Annotated in this window: 14 protein-coding genes and 1 tRNA gene; 7 read left to right on the top strand and 8 right to left on the bottom strand. The window is 71.8% G+C overall.

Annotated features, from left to right (window positions below):
• The first annotated feature begins 4 nt into the window (after positions 1-4).
• Together KR546_RS02290 and KR546_RS02285 are read left to right on the top strand one after the other, a co-directional pair.
• Entirely contained in the window at positions 5-1,306 is a 1,302-nt protein-coding gene (locus KR546_RS02290) for an MFS transporter (protein WP_238443084.1), read from the top strand.
• 78 nt (positions 1,307-1,384) lie between these two features.
• Positions 1,385-2,782 (top strand): DUF2252 domain-containing protein, encoded by a 1,398-nt coding sequence (locus tag KR546_RS02285; protein WP_238443083.1) that lies wholly within the window; start codon positions 1,385-1,387, stop codon positions 2,780-2,782.
• A gap of 142 nt (positions 2,783-2,924) precedes the next feature.
• Here KR546_RS02285 and KR546_RS02280 read toward each other — a convergent pair whose 3' ends face one another.
• The 4 genes from KR546_RS02280 to KR546_RS02265 form a co-directional block, all read right to left on the bottom strand.
• A complete protein-coding gene (locus tag KR546_RS02280) occupies positions 2,925-3,449 on the bottom strand; it encodes a DUF1269 domain-containing protein (RefSeq protein WP_238443082.1) in 525 nt (174 codons plus the stop codon).
• A gap of 112 nt (positions 3,450-3,561) precedes the next feature.
• Entirely contained in the window at positions 3,562-5,238 is a 1,677-nt protein-coding gene (locus KR546_RS02275; RefSeq protein WP_238443081.1) for a SulP family inorganic anion transporter, read from the bottom strand.
• A gap of 28 nt (positions 5,239-5,266) precedes the next feature.
• A complete protein-coding gene (locus KR546_RS02270) occupies positions 5,267-6,730 on the bottom strand; it encodes a DUF1254 domain-containing protein (RefSeq protein WP_238443080.1) in 1,464 nt (487 codons plus the stop codon).
• Positions 6,731-7,022: 292 nt separating this feature from the next.
• The gene (locus tag KR546_RS02265) at positions 7,023-9,971 is read right to left on the bottom strand and encodes an AfsR/SARP family transcriptional regulator (RefSeq protein ID WP_238443079.1); all 2,949 of its coding nucleotides are present in this window, start codon (positions 9,969-9,971) and stop codon (positions 7,023-7,025) included.
• Between the two features lie 142 nt (positions 9,972-10,113).
• Here KR546_RS02265 and KR546_RS02260 point away from each other — a divergent pair, with 142 nt between their 5' ends.
• A complete protein-coding gene (locus KR546_RS02260; RefSeq protein ID WP_238443078.1) occupies positions 10,114-10,407 on the top strand; it encodes a nickel-binding protein in 294 nt (97 codons plus the stop codon).
• 79 nt (positions 10,408-10,486) lie between these two features.
• Here KR546_RS02260 and KR546_RS02255 read toward each other — a convergent pair whose 3' ends face one another.
• On the bottom strand, positions 10,487-10,849 hold the full coding sequence (locus tag KR546_RS02255) for a cupin domain-containing protein (protein WP_238443077.1): 363 nt from the start codon (positions 10,847-10,849) through the stop codon (positions 10,487-10,489).
• 140 nt (positions 10,850-10,989) lie between these two features.
• On the opposite strand from KR546_RS02255, the gene KR546_RS02250 reads away from it, so the two are divergent.
• On the top strand, positions 10,990-13,113 hold the full coding sequence (locus tag KR546_RS02250; RefSeq protein WP_238443076.1) for an ATP-binding protein: 2,124 nt from the start codon (positions 10,990-10,992) through the stop codon (positions 13,111-13,113).
• Here KR546_RS02250 and KR546_RS02245 read toward each other — a convergent pair.
• Positions 13,071-13,523, bottom strand: a complete 453-nt coding sequence (locus KR546_RS02245) for an acetolactate decarboxylase (protein WP_238443075.1) — start codon at positions 13,521-13,523, stop codon at positions 13,071-13,073. The genes KR546_RS02250 and KR546_RS02245 overlap by 43 nt on opposite strands.
• A 283-nt stretch (positions 13,524-13,806) precedes the next feature.
• Between KR546_RS02245 and KR546_RS02240 the strand changes: the two genes are divergently transcribed.
• The 3 genes from KR546_RS02240 to KR546_RS02230 all read left to right on the top strand — a co-directional run bounded on the left by KR546_RS02240 (position 13,807) and on the right by KR546_RS02230 (position 18,021).
• A complete protein-coding gene (locus tag KR546_RS02240) occupies positions 13,807-14,646 on the top strand; it encodes an NAD-dependent epimerase/dehydratase family protein (RefSeq protein WP_238443074.1) in 840 nt (279 codons plus the stop codon).
• Positions 14,647-14,727: 81 nt separating this feature from the next.
• Positions 14,728-17,337 (top strand): ATP-binding protein, encoded by a 2,610-nt coding sequence (locus tag KR546_RS02235; RefSeq protein ID WP_238443073.1) that lies wholly within the window; start codon positions 14,728-14,730, stop codon positions 17,335-17,337.
• A gap of 117 nt (positions 17,338-17,454) precedes the next feature.
• Positions 17,455-18,021 (top strand): DUF5698 domain-containing protein, encoded by a 567-nt coding sequence (locus KR546_RS02230; RefSeq protein WP_238443072.1) that lies wholly within the window; start codon positions 17,455-17,457, stop codon positions 18,019-18,021.
• A 346-nt stretch (positions 18,022-18,367) separates the two neighbouring features.
• Here KR546_RS02230 and KR546_RS02225 read toward each other — a convergent pair whose 3' ends face one another.
• Together KR546_RS02225 and KR546_RS02220 are read right to left on the bottom strand one after the other, a co-directional pair.
• On the bottom strand, positions 18,368-18,664 hold the full coding sequence (locus tag KR546_RS02225; RefSeq protein ID WP_238443071.1) for a hypothetical protein: 297 nt from the start codon (positions 18,662-18,664) through the stop codon (positions 18,368-18,370).
• Positions 18,665-19,493: 829 nt separating this feature from the next.
• Positions 19,494-19,568, bottom strand: a tRNA-Ile gene (locus tag KR546_RS02220).
• Between the last annotated feature and the right edge of the window lie 7 nt (positions 19,569-19,575).

Genomic DNA, 19,575 nt, shown 5'->3' with positions numbered 1-19,575 from the left:
GGCGATGGGCAGGGTGGATCTGCAGGTCACGCCGAGCGTGACGTCGGGCCGCCGCGAGGTGGTGGCCGGCTCGGTGGGCAACCTGGTGGAGTGGTACGAGTTCGCCCTGTTCGGGGCGTTCGCGACCCCGATCGCCGCGACCTTCTTCCCGGAAGCGGATGCGGCCCGGTCGTTGCTGACCGTGTTCGGGGTCTTCGGGCTGGCATTCGTCATGCGTCCGTTCGGTGCCCTGCTGTTCGGACACCTGGGTGACCGGGTCGGTCGTCGTCACGTGCTCGTGGCGACCCTGGGGCTCATGGCCGTGGCCACTGCGGGGATCGGACTGGTCCCGTCCCACGCGCGCGTGGGCGTGGTCGCCCCGGTCCTGGTGATCGTGCTCCGGTCCGTCCAGGGCGTCGCCATCGGCGGCGAGTTCGGGGGGTCGGCGTCGCTGGTCGTCGAAGGCGTCGAGCCCCGGCACCGCGGCTGGTACGGCGGCTGGCACTGGGCGACGACCGGGGCCGGGCTGGCGATCGGGATCGCCGCGGGGGCACTGGTGGGGATGATCCCTGCGTCGTCGCCCGCAGCGGCCTGGGCCTGGCGAGTTCCCTTCCTGGTGGCGCTGCCACTGGGCGTCGTCGGCCTGGTCGTGCGAACACGCGTCGACGACTCCGCGGCCTTCCGGGACCTGCGAGCGACCGGCCGCCTCGCACGCCGGCCGTTGCGTGACGCGCTCGAGCAGTCGCGACCACAACTGGCGGTCGGGTTCACGACGGTGGCGGCCGCCGCGGTCACGTTCAACCTGTTCTCGGTCTTCCTGCCCAACCACCTGGTCCTCCACGGGTGGATGGACCTGCCGACCGCACTGGGAGTGGCGTTCGTCACCCCCCTGCTGGGATCGGCCACGGCGCCGTGGTTCGGCCGCCTGTCCGATCGCGTCGGCCGACGCGTCGTGGTCCTGGCAGGACTGGTCGGCCTGGTGGCCGCGATCCCGCTGGGCCTCTGGCTGGCGACCTCCGGCAGCCTCGCATGGACCCTGTTCGGCTTCGCCGTGGTCGGGGTACCGCTGGGGTGCCTGTCGCTGACCGCCTTCCTCGCCGAACTGTTCCCCACCCCCGTGCGACACAGTGGCATCTCGCTGAGCTACGGCCTGGCGACGGCCATCCTCGGGGGGACTGCGCCGGTCGTCGCGTCCGTCCTGTCCGGGCAGGACGGCGGACTGGTCCTGCCCGGTCTCTACGGGCTGGCGACGGTGGGCGTGGCCGTCGTCGTCGTGTGGCGGGTTTCATCCGGTCCGGGTGACTCCACGGACCGGCTCCGGACCTAGGGTTCGGGCATGGGCGACGAGGCTGCCCACTACCGGGCGTCGGCCCGCAGGTTCGGGGCCTCGGCGAGGAGCAGGACCATGACGGACATCGACACCCCGGCGGAGCGCACGGCCCGCGGCAAGGGCGTGCGAGCGGAGGTCCCGCGGTCGGCGCACGCCGGCTGGGAGCCGCCCGCGGGCCGTGCCGACCCCGTCGACCTGCTCGCGTCCCAGGACGCGACCCGCGTCCCGGAGTTGGTGCCACTGCGCCATGAACGCATGCTCGCGTCGCCGTTCACGTTCTTCCGCGGCGCCGCACTGCTGATGGCCAACGACCTCGCGGACCGGCCCCGGACGGGCCTCGACGTGCAGTTGTGCGGCGACGCCCACCTGTCCAACTTCGGCGTGTACGCCGCGCCGGACCGCCGGCTGATCTTCAGCCTCAACGACTTCGACGAGACGCTGCCGGGCCCCTTCGAATGGGACGTCCAGCGGCTGGCGACGAGCTTCGCCGTCGCGGGGCGGGACAGCGGTTTCCGACGCAAGCACCGCGACAGGATCGTGCGGACCGCGGTGCAGTCGTACCGCGAGGCCATGCGGGAGTTCGCCGACCAGCACGTGATGGACGTGTGGTACGCCCGCCTGGACGTCGACGAGATCGAGCGGCGCCATCGTGGCGAGGCCAGCAAGCGACAGCGCAAGACCTTCGACAAGGTCGTGTCGAAGGCGCGGACGAAGAACAGCCTGCGGGCCGCCGACAAGCTGACCCACGACGTGGACGGCGTGCTGCGCTTCCGCAGCGATCCTCCCCTGGTGGTGCCGATCGAGGAGTTGGTGCCCGACCGTGACGCCCGCGACGTCAGCGCCGCGGTCGGGGCCGCCCTCGACACCTATCGGGCGTCGCTGCCCAACGACCGCCAGCAGTTGCTGGGTCGCTTCCGCTACGTGCACCTGGCTCGCAAGGTGGTCGGCGTGGGCAGCGTCGGCACGCGCGCCTGGGTGGTGCTGCTGCAGGGTCGCGACACCAGCGACCCGCTGCTGCTGCAGGTCAAGGAGGCCCAGCAGTCGGTCCTCGAGACCGCGCTGGGACCAAGCAGCCACGACAACCACGGCGAACGCGTCGTCGCCGGGCAGCGCCTCCTGCAGGCCGCCGGCGACATCCTGCTCGGCTGGACGCGCACCGAGGGCATCGACGGGACCGAGCGGGACTTCTACGTCCGCCAGTTGTGGGACAACAAGGGGTCCGCGAGGATCGACCGGATGGACGACGACGGCATGCAGCTGTACGCGCGGATCTGCGGCTGGACCCTGGCCCATGCACATGCTCGCTCGGGGGACCCCATGGCCATCGCCGGCTACCTCGGCAGCGGCACGTCCTTCGACACGGCCATCGCGTCGTTCGCCGCCGACTACGCCGACCAGAACGAGCGCGACTACGCGGCCGTCCGGGCCGCCGTGGACCAGGGCCGGCTGAGCAGCGAGCCGCCGGCTGCCTAGATCGCCCGCGACGTCCGGACCGCGCTCGCGAGGGATCGGCTGCAGACACCGATCCCCGCCTCGGCAACGGCGTCCCGTCGAGTGTCGGATCCGTGCCCACCAGCGGGCAGGAATCCCCCAATCGACGGGGCTGCCGCGTCGGTCACTCGGCTTCGGCCTTCTCGAAGGCCAGTTCGAGCGCCCCGTCCGAGTCCGTGATGCCGTCGGTGACGACCTTTTCGTCGGCGTTGGCCAACAGGGCCTCCACGTCGGCGCCCTTGGGGTTGACCGCCACGACGACCAGGCCGTACTGGCCGTCTTCGAGGACGTCGTTCATCCGCCGGACCACGTCCTTGGGGATGTTGTCCCAGAAGTGGCCGACCAATCCCCCGGCGCCAGCCCACACCGCTCCCGTGGCGACCAACGGCCCGAGGAACACGATGCCCAGCGGCGCGGAGATCACGGCCAGGGCACTGCCGAGCAGGCCGGCGCCCCACGCCGCGTGCTTTGCGCTGGTGTTGTGTCGATCGACGTGGAGCTTGCCCTCGTCGTCCTTGGCGACGACGGCCACGGCGAGGTGGTCGATCTGTCCTTGTCGCTTGATGCCGCGGAGTGCGTCGTAGTCCTGTTCCGCACCTGCCGCGTCTGGATACGTCGCCACTGCGACGGTCGTGGGCTTGCCGGCCATGGTGGTCCCTGTCGTTGTCGGATGTCGGTGGGGGAAACGCTACGAACGACCGTCAGCACGGTCATCATCCATTTCGGAGCAACCCGGCAGCCCCGCACCTGCCCGGGCCAGCTCAGGCGGTGGGCGCCGCGCGTCGGACATGCTCCTCGACGTCGTTGACGGTGTCGAACACCGCGTCGGTGCCGAGCAGGTCGAGCGTCCCGAAGCGACCGATCTCGGCCTGCACGTCCGGGGTGAGGTTGCACACGACCAACCGGACGTCGCGCTCGGCGAGCTGGTCGTGGACCTGCCGGATGGTCTCGGCGGCCGTGTAGTCGACATCGGCGATGGCGCTGGCCTCGAGGCACACCCACTGGGGTGGGTCGTCGGTGTCGACCAGCGCGGTGACCTCCTCGGCGAACTGGTTGGCGTTGGCGTAGTAGAGGCTGTGGCCGAAGCGGTACACGATCAGCCCCGGGATCAGCTCGGCCCGGCTGTCCAGCTCGGCCACGTGCACGTGGCCGTCTTCGCCGGTCTCCAGCAGCGTGTCGTGGGGCTTGTAGCTGAGCCGCATGTGGATCACGATGGACAGGAAGATCGCGAGCAGGATCCCGGGCAGCACCCCGACGAACACCACGGCCGCCGCCGTGACCGTCGCCACCCAGAACTCGTCCCGCCGCACCGCCAGGATCCGCCGCATCCCGGCCAGGTCGACGAGGTCGAGGCCGATCAGGAACACCACCGCCGCCAGGACCGCGTTCGGCAGGTACTGCAGCGGTCCCGTCAGGAACAGCAGCACCACCACGACGACCACGCCCATGGACAGGTTGGCGACCTGGGTGCGACCACCGGCCGTGTCGACCATCTGGGTCTTGGTCGGGCTGCCATTGACCACGAAGGTCCCGGTCACGCCCGCGGCGACGTTGGCCATCCCGAGCCCGACGAGGTCGGTGTCCTCGTCGACCGTCTCGTCGTACTTGGCGGCATAGGCCCGCGAGGTCGCCGCACTCTGGGCCAGGATCACGACGAACAGCGAGACCGACACCCCGGCCAGGGGTCCGACGTCGGACCAGGCCACCGTCGGCAGGGTCAGGCTGGGCAGCCCGCCCGGCACCGTCCCGAGGGTGGAGATCCCGTTGTCGGCGAAGTCCCAGGCCGCGCTGGCGACGATCGCGCCGACCACGGCGAGCAACGGCCACGGGATCTTCGTGGACAGCAACCGCCCACCCTTCACCACCACGATGATCGCGACCGACAGCGCCACCGTCGGCCAGCTCGCGGAAGCGAGGTCGGTCGCGACGTTCCACAGCTGTTCCAGTGGCCCCGAGCCCACCTTCTCCAGGCCGAACATGTCCGGCACCTGCCCGAGCGCCACCTGGATGCCGACCCCGGTCAGGAACCCGATGAGGACGGTCCGCGACAGGAAGTCGGCGATGAACCCCAGCCGCGCGAACCTCGCCACGAACAGGAACAGGCCCGTGATCAGCGCCGCCACGCCGGCCATTGCGACGTAGTCGGACGATCCGGAGGTCGCCATGCCGCCGATCCCGGCGGCCAGGATGGCGGCGGTCGCCGAGTCCGCCCCCACGACCAGGTGGCGCGACGAGCCCAACAACGCGAACACGAACACGGGCAGGACGATCGAGTACAGCCCGGTGATGACCGGCATGCCGGCGATCGTCGCGTAGCCCATGACCTCCGGGATGGCCAGGGCTGCCAGGGTGATCCCGGCGACGACGTCGCGAGGGACCTGGGAAGCATCCAGGGGCCGCAGGCCCTCGAGCACCGCGAACGACCGTGACTTCGTCATCTGGGAGTCCTTTGGCTGCTGTCGCCCGCTACGACGCGGGCTCGATGTCGCCGGGCCGCCACGACTTGTCGAACCACGACTGCAGTGGTCCGTACAGCCGCAGGATCGGGTACCACGCCTTGCCCGCGACCGTCTGGATCCAGTTGTCGGTGTGGCCCGACTCGGGTGGAGTCGGCGAGAAGTGGAGGACGACCGAGCCGTCCGGTTCGCGGACCAGGTCGTCACGCGCGTCGTTCTTGCTGGGGAAGGGCTGGCCGGTCTGGAGCTCGGAGCGGGTCTGGGGGTCGTAGACCACGACCGACCAGAAGTCCGCGGCCGGGACGTCGGGCGGGATCTCCAGCGTGTAGTGGCCCGACCCGTCGAGAGGCTGGCCGTCCCGGTCACGGGTGACCACCGCGTACTGCGAGCCGGCGCCGACCATCTCCAGTGCCATCGCCGGCGTGTTGACGGTGGCCTGGTAGAAGAACAGCACCCGGGAGTCCAGGTCCCGACCGCCGACACCGCCGTCGAGCAGCCACTGGTAGTCGCCACCCGGGAACACCGTCTGCCAGCGACGATCGTCGTAGATGAAGCTGGCCCGGTCGCGGGTGTCGAACACGATGGCACGGGCCGTGGCGTTGCCGACCGCGGCACCCTCGGCGAGGATGGCCGCCATGCGGTCGTCCGGCTCGAACGGCTGGTCCTTGCGTATGCCGATGCTGGCCGCCAGACCCCGGAGCTCGGGGTCGAGGAAGTCGACCGGCTCGCGCGCGAGCACGTCGGCGACCTCGTCGTAGAAGCTGGCGTCGTTGGCGTGGACGGTGTTGAAGGGCATCTCCGACGTGCTGATGAACTCCATGGCCGGCGGGTCGTCCGCTGCGTGGAGCGGATAGATGCGCAGGCCGCTGCGGAACATCTCGGCCGCCGCGTCGGGCTTGCCGTCGACCAGGAACCCCCGCAGGATGACCACGTTGGTCGACGACGGCGACCTGGCGACGAAGTAGCCGTCCGGCAGGTCGCCGTCGAAGTCGTCGGGCACGACCAGGTACTTGCCACCCTGCCCACGGTCCGGCCCCGGGGCACCCAGGTCGACCACGAACCGGAAGAACGCGTCGTCGACGGTGCCGGGTCCACACCCGGGCGGGACCTCGATGACGGTCGGCCCGTCCGTGCCGAGGTCGAGCATGCCCCCGCAGTACACCGTGTCGGTGTTGCCCGTGAGGAACAGCGGCGTCGAGTCCATCAGGCGGTCCATGAGCATCAGGCGATGGCACGCATCGACCCCGATCGACGCGAGTCCGCGTCGCAACCCCTCGACCGAGGCCGCCGGGATGAAGTTCAGGAACGCCTCGACGGCTCGGGCGAAGTCGAGGTGGTCGTAGACGGTCCGGCTGGTCTCCGGCGTCGGGATCCCGTCGAAGAACTCCAGGGCACCGATCCTGGTGTCCACCCGGTCCGGCGTCATGATCGACGCGGGGACCTCGGTGTTGTAGCCGGGCGGGACAGCCGTCATCGCGTGCTCCTCCTCGCCAGCCAGCGAAACGCCTGGGCTGGTGCCTGTCGTCGACGATGGCTCCATTCCAGCCGCTCGCGTCCAAGGCGACATCATCCGGTCGGGATGACCACCGACACCGGCGGCGAGGAGTGGTCGTGGCCCACGGCGGGGGGTCGGAGGCGTTCGCACGCTCGGACCGCGACCTGTCGTCGGCGCTCAACGACGACGAGGACCATCCGCTCCTGGACGAGTCCCACGACGCCCTGTCGGAGCTGGCGGGAGTTCTTCCCCGTCCTCCGCCGACCGCGGCTCACGCCGTGCGCGGACCGAGCTCGTCGTGGATGGTCGCGAGGGCGAAGTCCGCCGCCGCGGCGCCGGTCATGGCGCTCCCCCGGGCGATGGCGTCGTCGAACACGTCGGGGGGAAGCTCGTCGTCCAGGGCCTCGTCGTGGTCGGCGAGGGCCGCGGCATCGTCGCCGTAGGCCGGAGGTGCGCCGGGTGCGTTGCGCACGGCTCCCAGGAGCACCGCGGCGGCCTCGGGACGTGCGACGTCGCGCAGGAGCCCGACCAGGGTGCGCAGCCCGATCCACAGGTGGGTCCAGTCTCCCGCGCGGCGCAGCCGTCGCACGACCCCGTCGAAGGTCGCGAGTCCGTCGCGAGGGTCGCCGTCGCGTGCTGCCAGGGAACCCAGCGACACGTCCGCGACACCGAGGACCATGTGGTTGTCGACGGTCTCGGCCAGTTCGATCGCGGTTCGCAACGCGCGCCGTGCCGCCGCCGGGTCCGAGCCGTGCAACGCCTCGCCCAGGGCGTACTGGACCAGGGCGCGCATCGTGGGGTTGCCGTGCGCCCGGGCCCGCGACATGACGTGGTCGAGACGGAGCGACGCGTCGTCGGGTCGGCCTGCGTACGTCAGGGCGAGCGCGGGGACGTAGGCGGGCACGAGGTCGTAGGGGTCGATGGGCAGCGAGGCCGCGCGGTCGGCAGCGGCGAGGCAGGCCTCGAGGTCGCCACGCCACAGTGCGACGTGCATCCGCACCTCCAGTGCGACCAGGCCACGTGGGTCGTCGACATCCTCCGTGGCGTCCAGGCCGAACGCTGCCAACCGGTCGGCCTCGTCGAGTTCGCCGCGGAGTCCGGCACCCCACCCGCCCACGCCGGCGACGACGGGCAGCAGCGGGTGGTCGACGGCACCGGGCAGGTCGATCGCCTCGGTCGCCCAACCGAACACCTCCGGGCGCAGGCGCCACAGGGCGTACCGGAACAGCGCGACCACCAGGCGCATCGCGACGTCGACGTCGCCCGTCCGGATCGCATGGTGGTGGGCCGCTCGCAGGTCGTCGAACTCCCGGTCGATGCGCGCCACGGCGGCGGCCTCGTCACGGCCGCGAACGGCCCGGTCGGCGTCCTCGGCCAGCGCGAGGTGGTGGGCCGCGTGGGAGCCGGCGATCTCGTCGTGCTCGTCGCGGACATGGAGGTGCTCGGTGGCACGGGCTCGCACCGACTCCAGCAGGTGGTAGCACGAACGGGGCGCGGTCGACACGAGCGCGACCAGGCTGTGGTCGACCAGTCGCGACAGCAGGTCCAGGACCTCGTCGCGGCCGACCTCGCCACCGGCGGCGACGGCCTCGGCCGCCGACAGGGTGAACGAGCCGGCGAACACCGACAGGCGTGCCAGCACCGCCTGCTCCACGCTCGACAGGTCGGCGAACGACCACTCGATGGTGGCGCGGAGCCGCCGGTGCCGTGGGTCGTCGCGCCGGTCGTCGACCAGCAGGTCCAGGCGGTCGTCGAGCCGGTCGACGAGGTCGTCCGGCCCCAGGGAGCGCAGCCTGGACGCGGCCAGCTCGATCGCCAGCGGGATGCCGTCGAGGCGTCGGCACAGCTCGGTCGCCAGTTGGGGCCGCTCGTCCACCAGCGCCAGTCCCGGGCGCACCGCTGCCGCGCGGTCCTGCAGCAGCTCCAGGGCCGGTGCGAGCGGTGCCGCTGTCGACGCCGACGTCGTGACCCGGAGCGGTTCGACGGGACGGACTCGTTCGCCGGCCAGGCCCAGGGGAACGCGGCTCGTGACCAGCAGGGTGATCGCGGCGCAGCGGTCGAGGAGGTGCGCGGCCAGGGCCGAGACGCCGTCGCGGACGTGTTCGGCGTTGTCGAGCACGACCAGCCCGCTGGCGTCGCCGAGCAGGCTCGCGACCGGGTCGTCCTGCGTGCCGGTGAGCCTGGCCCCGACCACGCCGGCCACCGCCGCCTCCACGTCGGGGGCGGTGTCGACCGTGGCCAGGTCGCACCACCACACCTGTGCGGGGTCCCACGGGCCAGCGCGGGCCACCGCCACGGCCAGGCGGGTCTTGCCGACTCCTCCCGGTCCCACGAGCGTGACCAGCCGATTCGTGCGCAGGGTGTCGTGAACGGCGTCGAGTTCGTCGTCGCGTCCGACCAGGCGGTTGGCGAAGGTGGGCACGCGCGACCGGTCCGGGTGACGTGCGTCGATCGACGGTTCCACCTCGTCGACGGCCGCGTCGTCGGCGTCGAGCTCGTGGCGCAGGATCTTCGTCTGGAGGTCGTCGATCGCGGGTGGAAGCGGCAGGCCGAGGTCGCGGTCGAGCCGCCGCCGGAAGTCGCGCGCCACCTCCAGGGCGTCGGCGGTTCGGCCACTGCGGACCAGCGCACGCATCAGGAGATCGTGCGGACGCTCGCGCAGGGGATGGCGGTCCACGAACGCGTGCAGGTCGGCCACCACCTCGGCCGGGGCGGCGAGCCGGAGCCGCACCGCGAAACGGTCCTCGGCCGCCGATCGTCGCAGCTCGTCCAGCCGCTGCGCCTCGCTGCGGGCGAACGGTTCGTCGGCGACGTCCACCCATGCCGGTCCACGCCACAACGCCTCGGCCCGGTCGAGGCACGACAGCCGCCGCGACGGCGACAGCCCCGTCTCGCGGCTCTCCGCCACCAAGGACACGAACCGCTCCGTGTCGAGCTCTTCGTCCCGGAGACGCAGCCGGTAGCCGGGTTCGGCGGTCTCGAGCCGGTCGGCCGCGTCACCCAGCTCGCGCCGGAGACGATAGACCTGCGTTCGCAGGGCCCGTCGGGGTCTCGACGGTGGCCGCCCCTGCCACACGACCTCCACCAGGCGGTCGATCGACACGGGCCGACCCGACCCCAGGACCAGCGCAGCGGCCAGCCGACGACGTCTCCGGCCCGCCAGCTCGAGCAGCTCGCCGTCGACGGCGATCCGGAAGGGTCCGAGCGCACCGACGCGCATCCGCGACACCTCCCCGGAGTCCAGACTACGGACGCACCGCCGGCCGGCCCGCCACGCAGTCCGGGATCCCGCCGTGACGCGGACGTGATCACCGGCCCCCACCGTGGTGCTCGTCCGCACTGACCACGACCCAAGAGGATCCATGATGGACCTGTTCGCCATCCACCGCCGGCGCCTGTGCGACCCGACCGAACTCGCGGAGGTCGACCGCCGGTCACAGGCCGAACTCGACCGTCGCAGCGACGAGGTTCGCAAGATCCGCAGCTACGTCCTCGACGACGAGGACGGCACGGTGGGCACCATCTGCCTGTACGAGGCGACCGGCACCGACGCCATCCATGCCCATGCCCGCGCCGCCGACCTCCCGGTCACCACCATCGACCGGATCAGCACCATCGACGTCCACCGGCCCGACCCGGCCACGCTCACGTCCTGAGCCTGGACCATTGGGGACACCCCCAGTTGACAGGCATCGACCCGGGCCCACGTGGCCCGGGTCGATCGCGTCCGAAGGTTCAGCCCAGCTTCGCCTTGGCATGGTTGCTGAACTGTCGCATGGGCGCCTTCGGCCCGATCTCGAGGAAGGCGACGGGTTCGTCGGTCACAGCCGTGTGGCCGGCGGGCCAGTGGTAGACCTCGCCCTCACCGGTCACCTCCTCCGTGCCGTCAGCGTGCACCAGCGTGATCGAGCCCTCGAGCACGATCCCCCAGTGGTCGCTGGGGCACCGGTCGCCGGGCAGGCCCTCCAGGACGGGGCCCATGTCCGTGCCCGCCGGCAACTGGGCGTAGCGAACCGCCATGTCGCCCCACTCGGCGTAGCGCGTCACCAGTTCGCCCTGGTCGAGTTCGACGGGCAGGTCGTTGAGATGGGTACTCATCGTTGTCTCCTGTGGTCGGGTCGGCGCGACGCGGGCCTGCGTGCGCTCATCCTTCAGGCGTGACAGACCGTGTCACGACCGTGAGGATCGACGTGCCGGTTGGTGTTCGGTCCCTACGGTGGGGGCACGGGAGCAATCGCATGGGTGACTCGTCGGAATCCGCCCTCGCGCTCGGGCGAGGGGCGGTCGATCGTGGTGACTGGCAGACCGCCCTGGACCACCTGGCCCACGCGAGCGTCGACGTCACGGATCGTCCGGAGGTCCTGCGGCTGCAGGGCGTGGCGCGCTACGGGGCGGGGGACCTGGAGGGTGCGATCGGCGCCTTCGAGGACCTCCACGCGCTGCATCGTGACCGCGGTGAGGCGGTCGATGCCGCCCGGGCGGCCGGCACCGTCGCGATGTACCTGATGATGGACACCGGCCTGATGGCCCCGGTCCGGGCATGGCTCACACGCGCCGACCGGCTCCTGGCCGACGTCCAGGACCAGCCCGACGCCGCCCGGGATGGCGAGGGATCGGTGCACGCGCTCGTCGCGATGGTCCGGACCTACGAGCGGTTCCTGTGCGGGGACCGCGTCGCGGCCGGCGAGTGGGCGACCCGGGCCGTCGAGCTGGGGACGGCCCACGACGTCGCACCCGCCGTGGCGCTCGGCCGGGTCGCCGGAGCGCGCCTGTCGATCCTCGACGGCGAGGTGGAGGATGGGCTCGCAGACCTGGACGACGTGGCGGCGATGCTGCTGACGGGAAGGTTCGACTCGCTGACGACCGGCATGGTGTGGTGCGAGCTCATCTGTGCGGTCCGGGGCCTGGCCCTGCACGACCGAGCCGAGCAGTGGACCGCCGCCATGGAGCGGTGGGGCCGGGACGCGGCCTTCGGGGGGATCAACGGACGCTGCCGCGTGCACCGTGCCGAGCTGCTGCGGCTGCGCGGGTCGTGCGACGTGGCCGAGCGCGAGGCGACCCTGGCGTGCGAGGAGCTTCGACCCTGGATGCGACGCGAGTTCGGGTGGCCCCTGACGGAACTCGGCACCATCCGCATGCGACGTGGTGACCTCGACGGTGCGCAGCAGGCGTTCGAAGCCGCCCACGCGAAGGCCTGGGACCCCCAACCCGGCCTGGCCCTGGTCTGCCTGGCCCGCGGGGACACCGCGACAGCGACCGCCATGGTCGCCAACGCGCTCGACCAGCCCGCGAACCTGCCGTTCAAGGAACAGCCCCCGTTCGGACAGCTGGGCCGAGCACCGCTGCTCGCCGCGCAGGTCGAGATCGCCGCCACGGCCGACGACCTGGCCACGGCTCGGACGGCGGCCGTGGAACTGGATCGCATCGCCGACGTGTTCACCAGCCCGGCCCTGCAGGCCTCGGCCCGGCTGGCCGCCGGGCGAGTCGCGCTTCTGGACGGCGACCCCGACGTGGCCGTGCGTGACCTCAAGCACGCCGTGGCGACCTGGGGCGAGGTCGGCGCACCGTACGAGGCAGCCGTGGCCCGGACCGTGCTCGGTGACGCCCACGACCGCGCTGGCAACGGCCCCTGCGCTCGGCTCGAGTGGCGCTGCGCCCGCAGCGAGTTCGCGCGAGTCGGCAGCGGCCTGTGGCTCGACCGCGTCGAGCGACGACTGGACGAGTCGGCCTCGGCCCGCTCGTCGGACCGGGCCACGGCGCACGAGCCGCACCGGGACGTCGACGGGCCGGTCTTCCGGTGCGACGGCGACGTCCGCACGATCACGTTCGACGACGACACCGTGCTGGTCCGTGACCTCAAGGGCATGCGCTACCTCGCGCACCTGCTGGCGGAGCCCGGCCGCGAGTTCCACGTCCTGGACCTGGTCACGGCCGAGGAGGGCGGCGACACGGCCGAGGTCACCACGGACGACGTCGACGCCGTCACCCGCGGCGGCGACGCCGGTCCGGTGCTGGACGACCAGGCGCGAGCCGCCTACCGCCGGCGACTCGCCGAGATCGACCGGGACATCGAGGAGGCGGAGGCGATGAACGACCCCGAGCGGCGCGCGCTGGCACGGGCGGACCGGGAGTACCTGGTGCGCGAACTCGCCCGCGCCACGGGCATCGGCGGCCGGAGCCGTCGCGCCAAGTCGACGTCCGAGCGGGCCAGGTCGAGTGTCACCCGGACGCTGCGCTACTCCATCGATCGCATCAGCGAGCACCACCCCGCGCTCGGGGACCATCTCGAACAGACCATCGAGACCGGCACGTACTGCGCCTACCGCCCCGATCCGCGTGTCCCCACCTCCTGGGTCGTGTGACCGCCGGACGGCGCCGACCGCGCACCACCCGTCTGGCGGAACCCCTGGAGGTCCAGATCGCCGTCGACCTCGACGTCTGCGATCGGCGGGAACCGGCACACGACGGCGAACGGCGTCGGCGTCTCCGACGGGACGCGGGTGACCACGCCATCGCCATCCACCAGGAACGCCTCGCCGTCGACGATGACCAGCTCACCTCCGACGTGCTGCACCGTGCCGATGCCGAGGTCGCCGTGCTCCAGCAGCTCGCCGATGGTGGCGTCCCCGCCCAGGTGGCCCTCCATCAGCGCGCGCAACGTGCCGGCCTGGAACGCCGTGTGCTCCCTCGCGGCGTCGTGCGCGAACCCGCGGCGCGTCAGTGCCCGCAGGTGGAGCGCGCCGACCAGCCGGTCATCGATGATGTCGCGCATGAGTGGTCCCCGTGGTCAGCCGTCCGGGCGGTCGGTCGCCCCCGGCGGGCGATCCCGGGAGGACGGCCATGGGGTTGCGGGCAGGTGGCAACGACGGGCGAGACGGACCCTACGACCGATCGCCGCCCCGTTGTTGCACACCTGTCCCAGATGCCCTGCCGCCTCCCGGCGATCGAGCATGGCCACCTGGGGCGCTCGGTCCGCCATGCTCGCGAGCACCCGCACCCTGACGCGGGGCGTCGTCGCCTACCGTCGATGCCGACCCGACCTCGGAGGAACGCCCATGGACCGTGTCGTCGTGACGGGTGGCAGTGGCAAGGCCGGCGAGGCGGTGGTGGCCGACCTCACGGCGGCCGGACACGAAGTCCTCTCGGTGGACCTGGTCGCCTCCCTGAACCCCGACGAGCCCACGCTGGCAGTGGACCTGGCCGACCTGGGCCAGACGATCGAGGCACTCCACGGCGCGGACGCGGTCGTGCACCTCGCGGCCATCCCGGCACCTGGCATCCGCACCGACGCCGAGACCTTCACCAACAACCTCCTGTCGACCTACAACGTGTTCAGCGCCGCCACGAGGCTGGGCCTGCAGCGGATCGTGTGGGCGTCGTCGGAGACCCTGATCGGGCTGCCCTTCGATGACGAACCTCCCCGCTACGCCCCGATCGACGAGGACCATCCGCTCCTGCCCGAATCGCACTACGCCCTGTCGAAGCTCGCCGGCGAGGCCATCGCGACCCAGTTCCACCGCTGGTCGGGCACCGCCATCGTCGCCCTGCGCATCTCCAACATCATGCGGCCCGACGACTACGCCCACTTCCCGACCTTCTGGGACGACCCCGAGATCCGCCGCTGGAACCTGTGGGGCTACGTCGACGCGCGCGACGTCGCCCAGGCCGCCCGGCTCGCACTGACCGCCGACGTCGACGGCACGCCGAGCTACCTCGTCGCCGCGGCCGACACCTGCATGACGACGCCCAGTGCCGACCTGCTGGCACAGGTCTACCCCGACGTCGAGGTCCGCGGCGACGTGTCCGGCCACACCACCCTGCTCGCCATCGACCGGGCCCGCGCCGAGCTGGGCTACGAGCCCGCCCACTCCTGGCGCGACCACGTCCGGACCTGACCCGCTGCGCGCCGGACACGGAGCGTGAACTAGGTTGGGTCAGGGCGCGCCGGTGTGGGCGCGCGGGGGAGGCCGGGGACGGTGTCCGATCCGATGCAGGTCCCGATGCCGGCGAGCATCGAACTGGTGGAACGCGACCACGAGCTGGAGGTGCTCAGGTCGCTGGTCCGGGACGCGGCGACGGGACGCGGCGCGGTCGTGGCCATCTCCGGCGAGGCGGGCATCGGCAAGTCCAGCCTGGTCGCGGCGTGGTGTCGCGACCTGGGCCCCGACACGCGACTGCTCACGGGGTGGTGCGACGACTTCCTGACGAAGCGGACGCTGGGCCCCCTGCGCGACATCGCCCGGCGGACCGGCGGGCCCCTGGCCGAGGCCGTCGCCGGGACGAACACGGGCACGATCCTCGATGCCGTCCTGGCCGAGTTGGAGAACCCCCTGTACCCGACGGTGCTGGTCGTCGAGGACGTGCACTGGGCCGACGACGCCACGTTGGACGTCCTGCGCTACGTCGGCCGCCGCATCGCGCCGCTCCCCGCCGTGCTCGCCATGACCTACCGCGACGTCGACCTGGACACCGACCACCCACTGCACGGTGTCCTGGCGGCGCTGCCGGCGACGACCCATCGTCTGGCCCTGCAGCCCCTCTCGCCGTGGGCCGTACGCGAACTCACCGGAGCCGACGACCGTGAGGCCGAGGAGGTGGTCCGCCTGACCCGCGGCAACCCCTACTTCGTGGGCGAGGTGGTCCGCCACGGCACCGAGGACCTCCCGACCAACGTCGCCGACTTCGTCCTCGCACGGGTCCAGTCCCTGCCCGGACCGGCACGGGAGGTCGTCGAACTGCTCGCGGTGATCCCGGCCGGCGCCGACCACGACCTGGTCGGGCGACTCGGCATCGCGTCGGACGACCTGGCCGTCGCCGAGGCCCGCGGGATCCTCGCCGTCGACGAGCACGACGTGCGGTTCCGCCACGAGCTGACACGCCTGGCAGTGCTCGGCGCCCTGCCCGCGTCGACCCGCATCGCCCACCACCAGGCGGTGCTGGCACAGGTGCTCGACACCGACGACGATGCAGCGGTCCTGCACCACGCCGTCGAGGCGGGTCGCGGAGACGTCGTGGTCGCCCTGGGTCCGCGAGCGGCCCGGGAGGCGTTCCGACTGGGCGCGCACCGCGAGGCGGTCGCCCACCAGGCCAACGTGCTCGCCCGGGGTGACCAACTGGAGGCTGCGGACCTGGCCGACCTGCTCGAGCAGCATGCCTGGACCCTCTACACGCTGCATCGTTTCGACGAGGCCGTCGATGCGGCTGCACGGGCCGTGACCCTGCGGAGGGACCTCGACCAGCCCGTTGCCCTGGCCCACGCCCTGACCACACGCGGCCGGATGCACTTCATGGCCAACGACCCGACCGCCTCCATCGACAGCGCCGAGGAGGCCGTCGGCCTGCTGGAGCAGCACGGCACGGACGAACAGCGCATCGAGGGACTCGTGGCGCGGGCCGAGACGTATGCGCTGATCGAGGACCCACCGGAACTGGCGCGCCAGCTTGCCGAGGAGGCCGTGGTGGCCACGGAGGGCATGGCGCGACCGGACCTGCGCTCGCTGGCACTCAACTACCGAGCCATCTCGCAGTGTGCCGCGGGGGGGCAGCCCGACATCCGGGACTTCCACGAGGCGATCCGCCTGGCCCTCGAGGGTGGCCACCTCGAACTGGCGGCACGGGCGTGGGTCAACCTGTCGTTCGAACTGATGCTGAGCCGGGAGCCCACGGAGCACGCACTCCCCGTCCTGGATGAAGCGCTGGACTTCCTCGAGGACCACGACTTCGCCTCACATGCCTTCGACATCCGCGCGCGAAAGGCGACCGTGCGGTTCCTGCTCGGTGACTGGGACGATGCCGAGCGCGAGTTGCGGGACCTGCGAGCGACCACGGACCAGCACGGCCTGATCGACCTCATCGCGCTGGAGACCCTCGCCCGCCTCGCCGTCCGGCGTGGTGACCCCGACGCCGACGAACTGCTGTGCACCGCCTGGGGTTTGGCGCGCCGCTCCGGCGCGGCCCCGTACCTCGGACTGATCGGCGTCATCCGCGTGGAGCAGTCCTGGATCGACGGGGATGCCGAGGCGGCCGCCGCCCGGCTCGACGCCCTGCCCTTGGGACGCCTCCGGCCACGCCTGCGAGCAGAGGCCCTGCGCTACGCCAGGATGGCCGGGGTCGAGGTGTCGATTCCGCCCGACGTCGCCGAGCCGTGGGCTGCCGGACTCCGCGGCGACTGGCAGCAGGCCGCCCAGGCGTGGGAGGAGGACGCGCGCCCGTACGAGCGCGCCCTCGAGCTGCTCGCCAGCGGAGAGGCGGCGCCGATGCAGGAGGCCGTGCGCGTGCTGGACGACCTCGGCGCCGAGGCCGTGGCCGCCGCGGCGCGACGACGACTCCGGGAACACGGCATCCGGGGGATCCCCCGGGGGCCGCGCCGGGCCACGCGTGAGCACCCGTCCGGCCTGACCCCGCGCCAGGCCGAGGTACTCGACCTGCTGGCCGAGGGACTGACCAACAACGAGATCGCGGACCGCCTCGTGCTGTCGGTGCGCACCGTCGACCACCATGTCGCGGCCATCCTGCAGAAACTCGACGTCGCCTCACGCCACGAGGCCGTCGAGCAGGCCGGCCTGCTCGATCCGGGGTGGCGCTGACCATCGACGGGACCAACGTGGGCAGGCCCTCGGGGCGACCTGGGCACGTGCCACCCATGGAGTTTCGGCGGCGGGCCACCACGATGGGCCGACGAGATCCCCCACGGAGGCAGCGAGATGACCTTGCTGGACGGACTGGACGTGTTGGGCGTGGCCACCCTGGCCACCGGCAACGTGGGCCTGTGGACCTTCCGGGTCGCCCTGGCCTCGGCCGGCAAGCGAATCGCTGCCGCGACCGTGGCGGGGGTCGAGGCGCTGCTGTTCGTACTCGTCTTCGGAACCGTGCTGCAGGCACTGGACGACCCACTGCGGGTGGGTGCCTACGCCGTCGGGGTCGGGATCGGCACGCTGTTCGGCATCGTGGCGGACGAACGTCTCGCCGGTGGCCAGAGCCGGGTGCGGCTCGTGCTCGACGGCGATGCCACGGACGCTCGGCACCGGCTGCACGACCTGGGCTGGCCCGTCACGACCACGCCGGCGATCGGGGTGCGTGGGGACGTCACCGTCCTCGACGTGGTGGTGGACGATCGTGTGCTGCCACACATCGCCGTCGACCTGGAACGCGAGGCCCCCGACGGCTTCCTCACCGTCGAGCGCCTGCGCCGGGTCCGGGCCGTACCGTTCCCGACCGCCATGCATGCCGTCGGGACGCCGCGGCGGCTGCGGCAGGGCACGAATCGTTGACGGGGGACGGTCCACCAACCAACTCCCTTCGGCTCGGCGGTGGTGTCACCGGATCCGTGTGCGGCGAGGCGGCGCCCTTCAGGGCCGGGGGCCCCTTTGCTTTCGTCGTCGCGCGCCTTCCCCAACATCGCGCTTGTGTTCCGAACGCGTCGCCGAGGGGAGCCGACAGGCGGCAGGCGCGATGGAAGGACGAGCACCCCTCCCGTGCCCGGTGATGTTGGAGTGCGCGGTGGCGTGGGCTGGGGTACGGGTCCTGGACAGTGCAGGTCGAGCCGGAGTGCGGGCACACCGGTCACCGCGCATCAGAGGGCGGTCGTCCGGGAGAGGTGGTCGTCGGACACCCCGGTCACCCGGTACCTCCCCACCCGCCCTCGGTGACCGCGAAGTGCATCCACGGGTCGTCGGAGGCGACCTGGACGGCGATTGGCACGACCGGGGTGTGGAACCTGGCCGTGACCGATCCGCGGTCGTAGGTGGTGGTGCATCGGTCGCTGTCGACGTCGCAGTCGCCCTCGAAGCCGGCGAAGTCCGCGATCGGGTCTGCGGTGGCGGTGACCACGAACTCGTGGCCGTCTCGCACCCAGGTGTGGCACTCCGTGACGTCGACGCACGCGATCTCTCCGTCGGGTCGCGTGACGGTCACGGATCGCCCGCACGTCCACGACTGCGGGTGAGATCGAGCGCCTCCACGTCGCGGTCGGAAAAAGAGCCACCGCGGTCGCGCGATGTTGGCTCGCCACCATCGTCAGTGACATCTGGCTCGTCGCCGTGGGCGGTGGCGCCCTGGGCGCAGCGATGTGGTGCGGCAACACCGAGTTCGGGCCCCTGCACGGCGGTGCCGGCAGCGGAGGTGGCGGCCGCTTCGGTGGCGGAGGTGGCGGCGAGCGCAACGGTGGCAGGTCCTACGCCCGTGGAGCCTCCGACTGGGTGCAGGTCCCCCGGAAGTACGCTTCGACGCCATCCGTGACCATCGCGTGGCCGACGGACGCATCCCACGGCTGAGCGCTCCCAGCCGTGCGACCCAGTCCGCCAGCCAACGGTACGCCGGGACCCCCACGAGCACGGTGTTCCCGCGTCGCCACGTGGCGGACGCGTCCCGGTCGGGACGACCCGCCACCAAGGTCGCCTGCGGATGAACGAGCCGCCGGCCTCATCCAGGCCGGCGGCGAACAGATCAAATTCTTCAAAGAACATGGCAGCTGGGCGTCCGCCGGATTCGTCCTCGACTCCTACGCCCACCTCGTCCCAGGCATGCAACGCCAAGCCGCAGAACGCTTCGCTGCCGACCTCTTCGACTCTTCAGCCGACGATCAAGAGAGCCCAGAATGACTACACACACAGTCCCGCCCGAGCATGTCCGCCAGACGTCACCACGAGAAAATGTGCACTGGTTGTGCACTGACGGACCAGAAAACGCAAAGCCCCCGATTCCCAAACTGCAAGAATCGGGAGCTTCAGCCGCTGTCTCGGTGTGGGCCCGGATGGACTTGAACCATCGGCCTCACCCTTATCAGGGGTGCGCTCTAACCAAGCTGAGCTACGGGCCCGAGAGGT

It is taken from the genome of Salsipaludibacter albus, assembly GCF_019798055.1.
Taxonomy (GTDB): Bacteria; Actinomycetota; Nitriliruptoria; order Nitriliruptorales; family Nitriliruptoraceae; genus Salsipaludibacter; species Salsipaludibacter albus.
The sequence above is the reverse complement of the archived record's forward strand: the minus strand, read 5'-3'. Positions and strand labels throughout refer to the sequence as shown.

Coding starts and splice junctions, on each gene's coding strand:
- KR546_RS02245 (WP_238443075.1), bottom strand. CDS start 13,523: ATGCGCGACATCATCGATGACCGGCTGGTCGGCGCGCTCCACCTGCGG.
- KR546_RS02270 (WP_238443080.1), bottom strand. CDS start 6,730: ATGACGGCTGTCCCGCCCGGCTACAACACCGAGGTCCCCGCGTCGATC.
- KR546_RS02285 (WP_238443083.1), top strand. CDS start 1,385: ATGACGGACATCGACACCCCGGCGGAGCGCACGGCCCGCGGCAAGGGC.
- KR546_RS02290 (WP_238443084.1), top strand. CDS start 5: ATGGGCAGGGTGGATCTGCAGGTCACGCCGAGCGTGACGTCGGGCCGC.
- KR546_RS02255 (WP_238443077.1), bottom strand. CDS start 10,849: ATGAGTACCCATCTCAACGACCTGCCCGTCGAACTCGACCAGGGCGAA.
- KR546_RS02250 (WP_238443076.1), top strand. CDS start 10,990: ATGGGTGACTCGTCGGAATCCGCCCTCGCGCTCGGGCGAGGGGCGGTC.
- KR546_RS02280 (WP_238443082.1), bottom strand. CDS start 3,449: ATGGCCGGCAAGCCCACGACCGTCGCAGTGGCGACGTATCCAGACGCG.
- KR546_RS02230 (WP_238443072.1), top strand. CDS start 17,455: ATGACCTTGCTGGACGGACTGGACGTGTTGGGCGTGGCCACCCTGGCC.
- KR546_RS02265 (WP_238443079.1), bottom strand. CDS start 9,971: ATGCGCGTCGGTGCGCTCGGACCCTTCCGGATCGCCGTCGACGGCGAG.
- KR546_RS02260 (WP_238443078.1), top strand. CDS start 10,114: ATGATGGACCTGTTCGCCATCCACCGCCGGCGCCTGTGCGACCCGACC.
- KR546_RS02275 (WP_238443081.1), bottom strand. CDS start 5,238: ATGACGAAGTCACGGTCGTTCGCGGTGCTCGAGGGCCTGCGGCCCCTG.
- KR546_RS02240 (WP_238443074.1), top strand. CDS start 13,807: ATGGACCGTGTCGTCGTGACGGGTGGCAGTGGCAAGGCCGGCGAGGCG.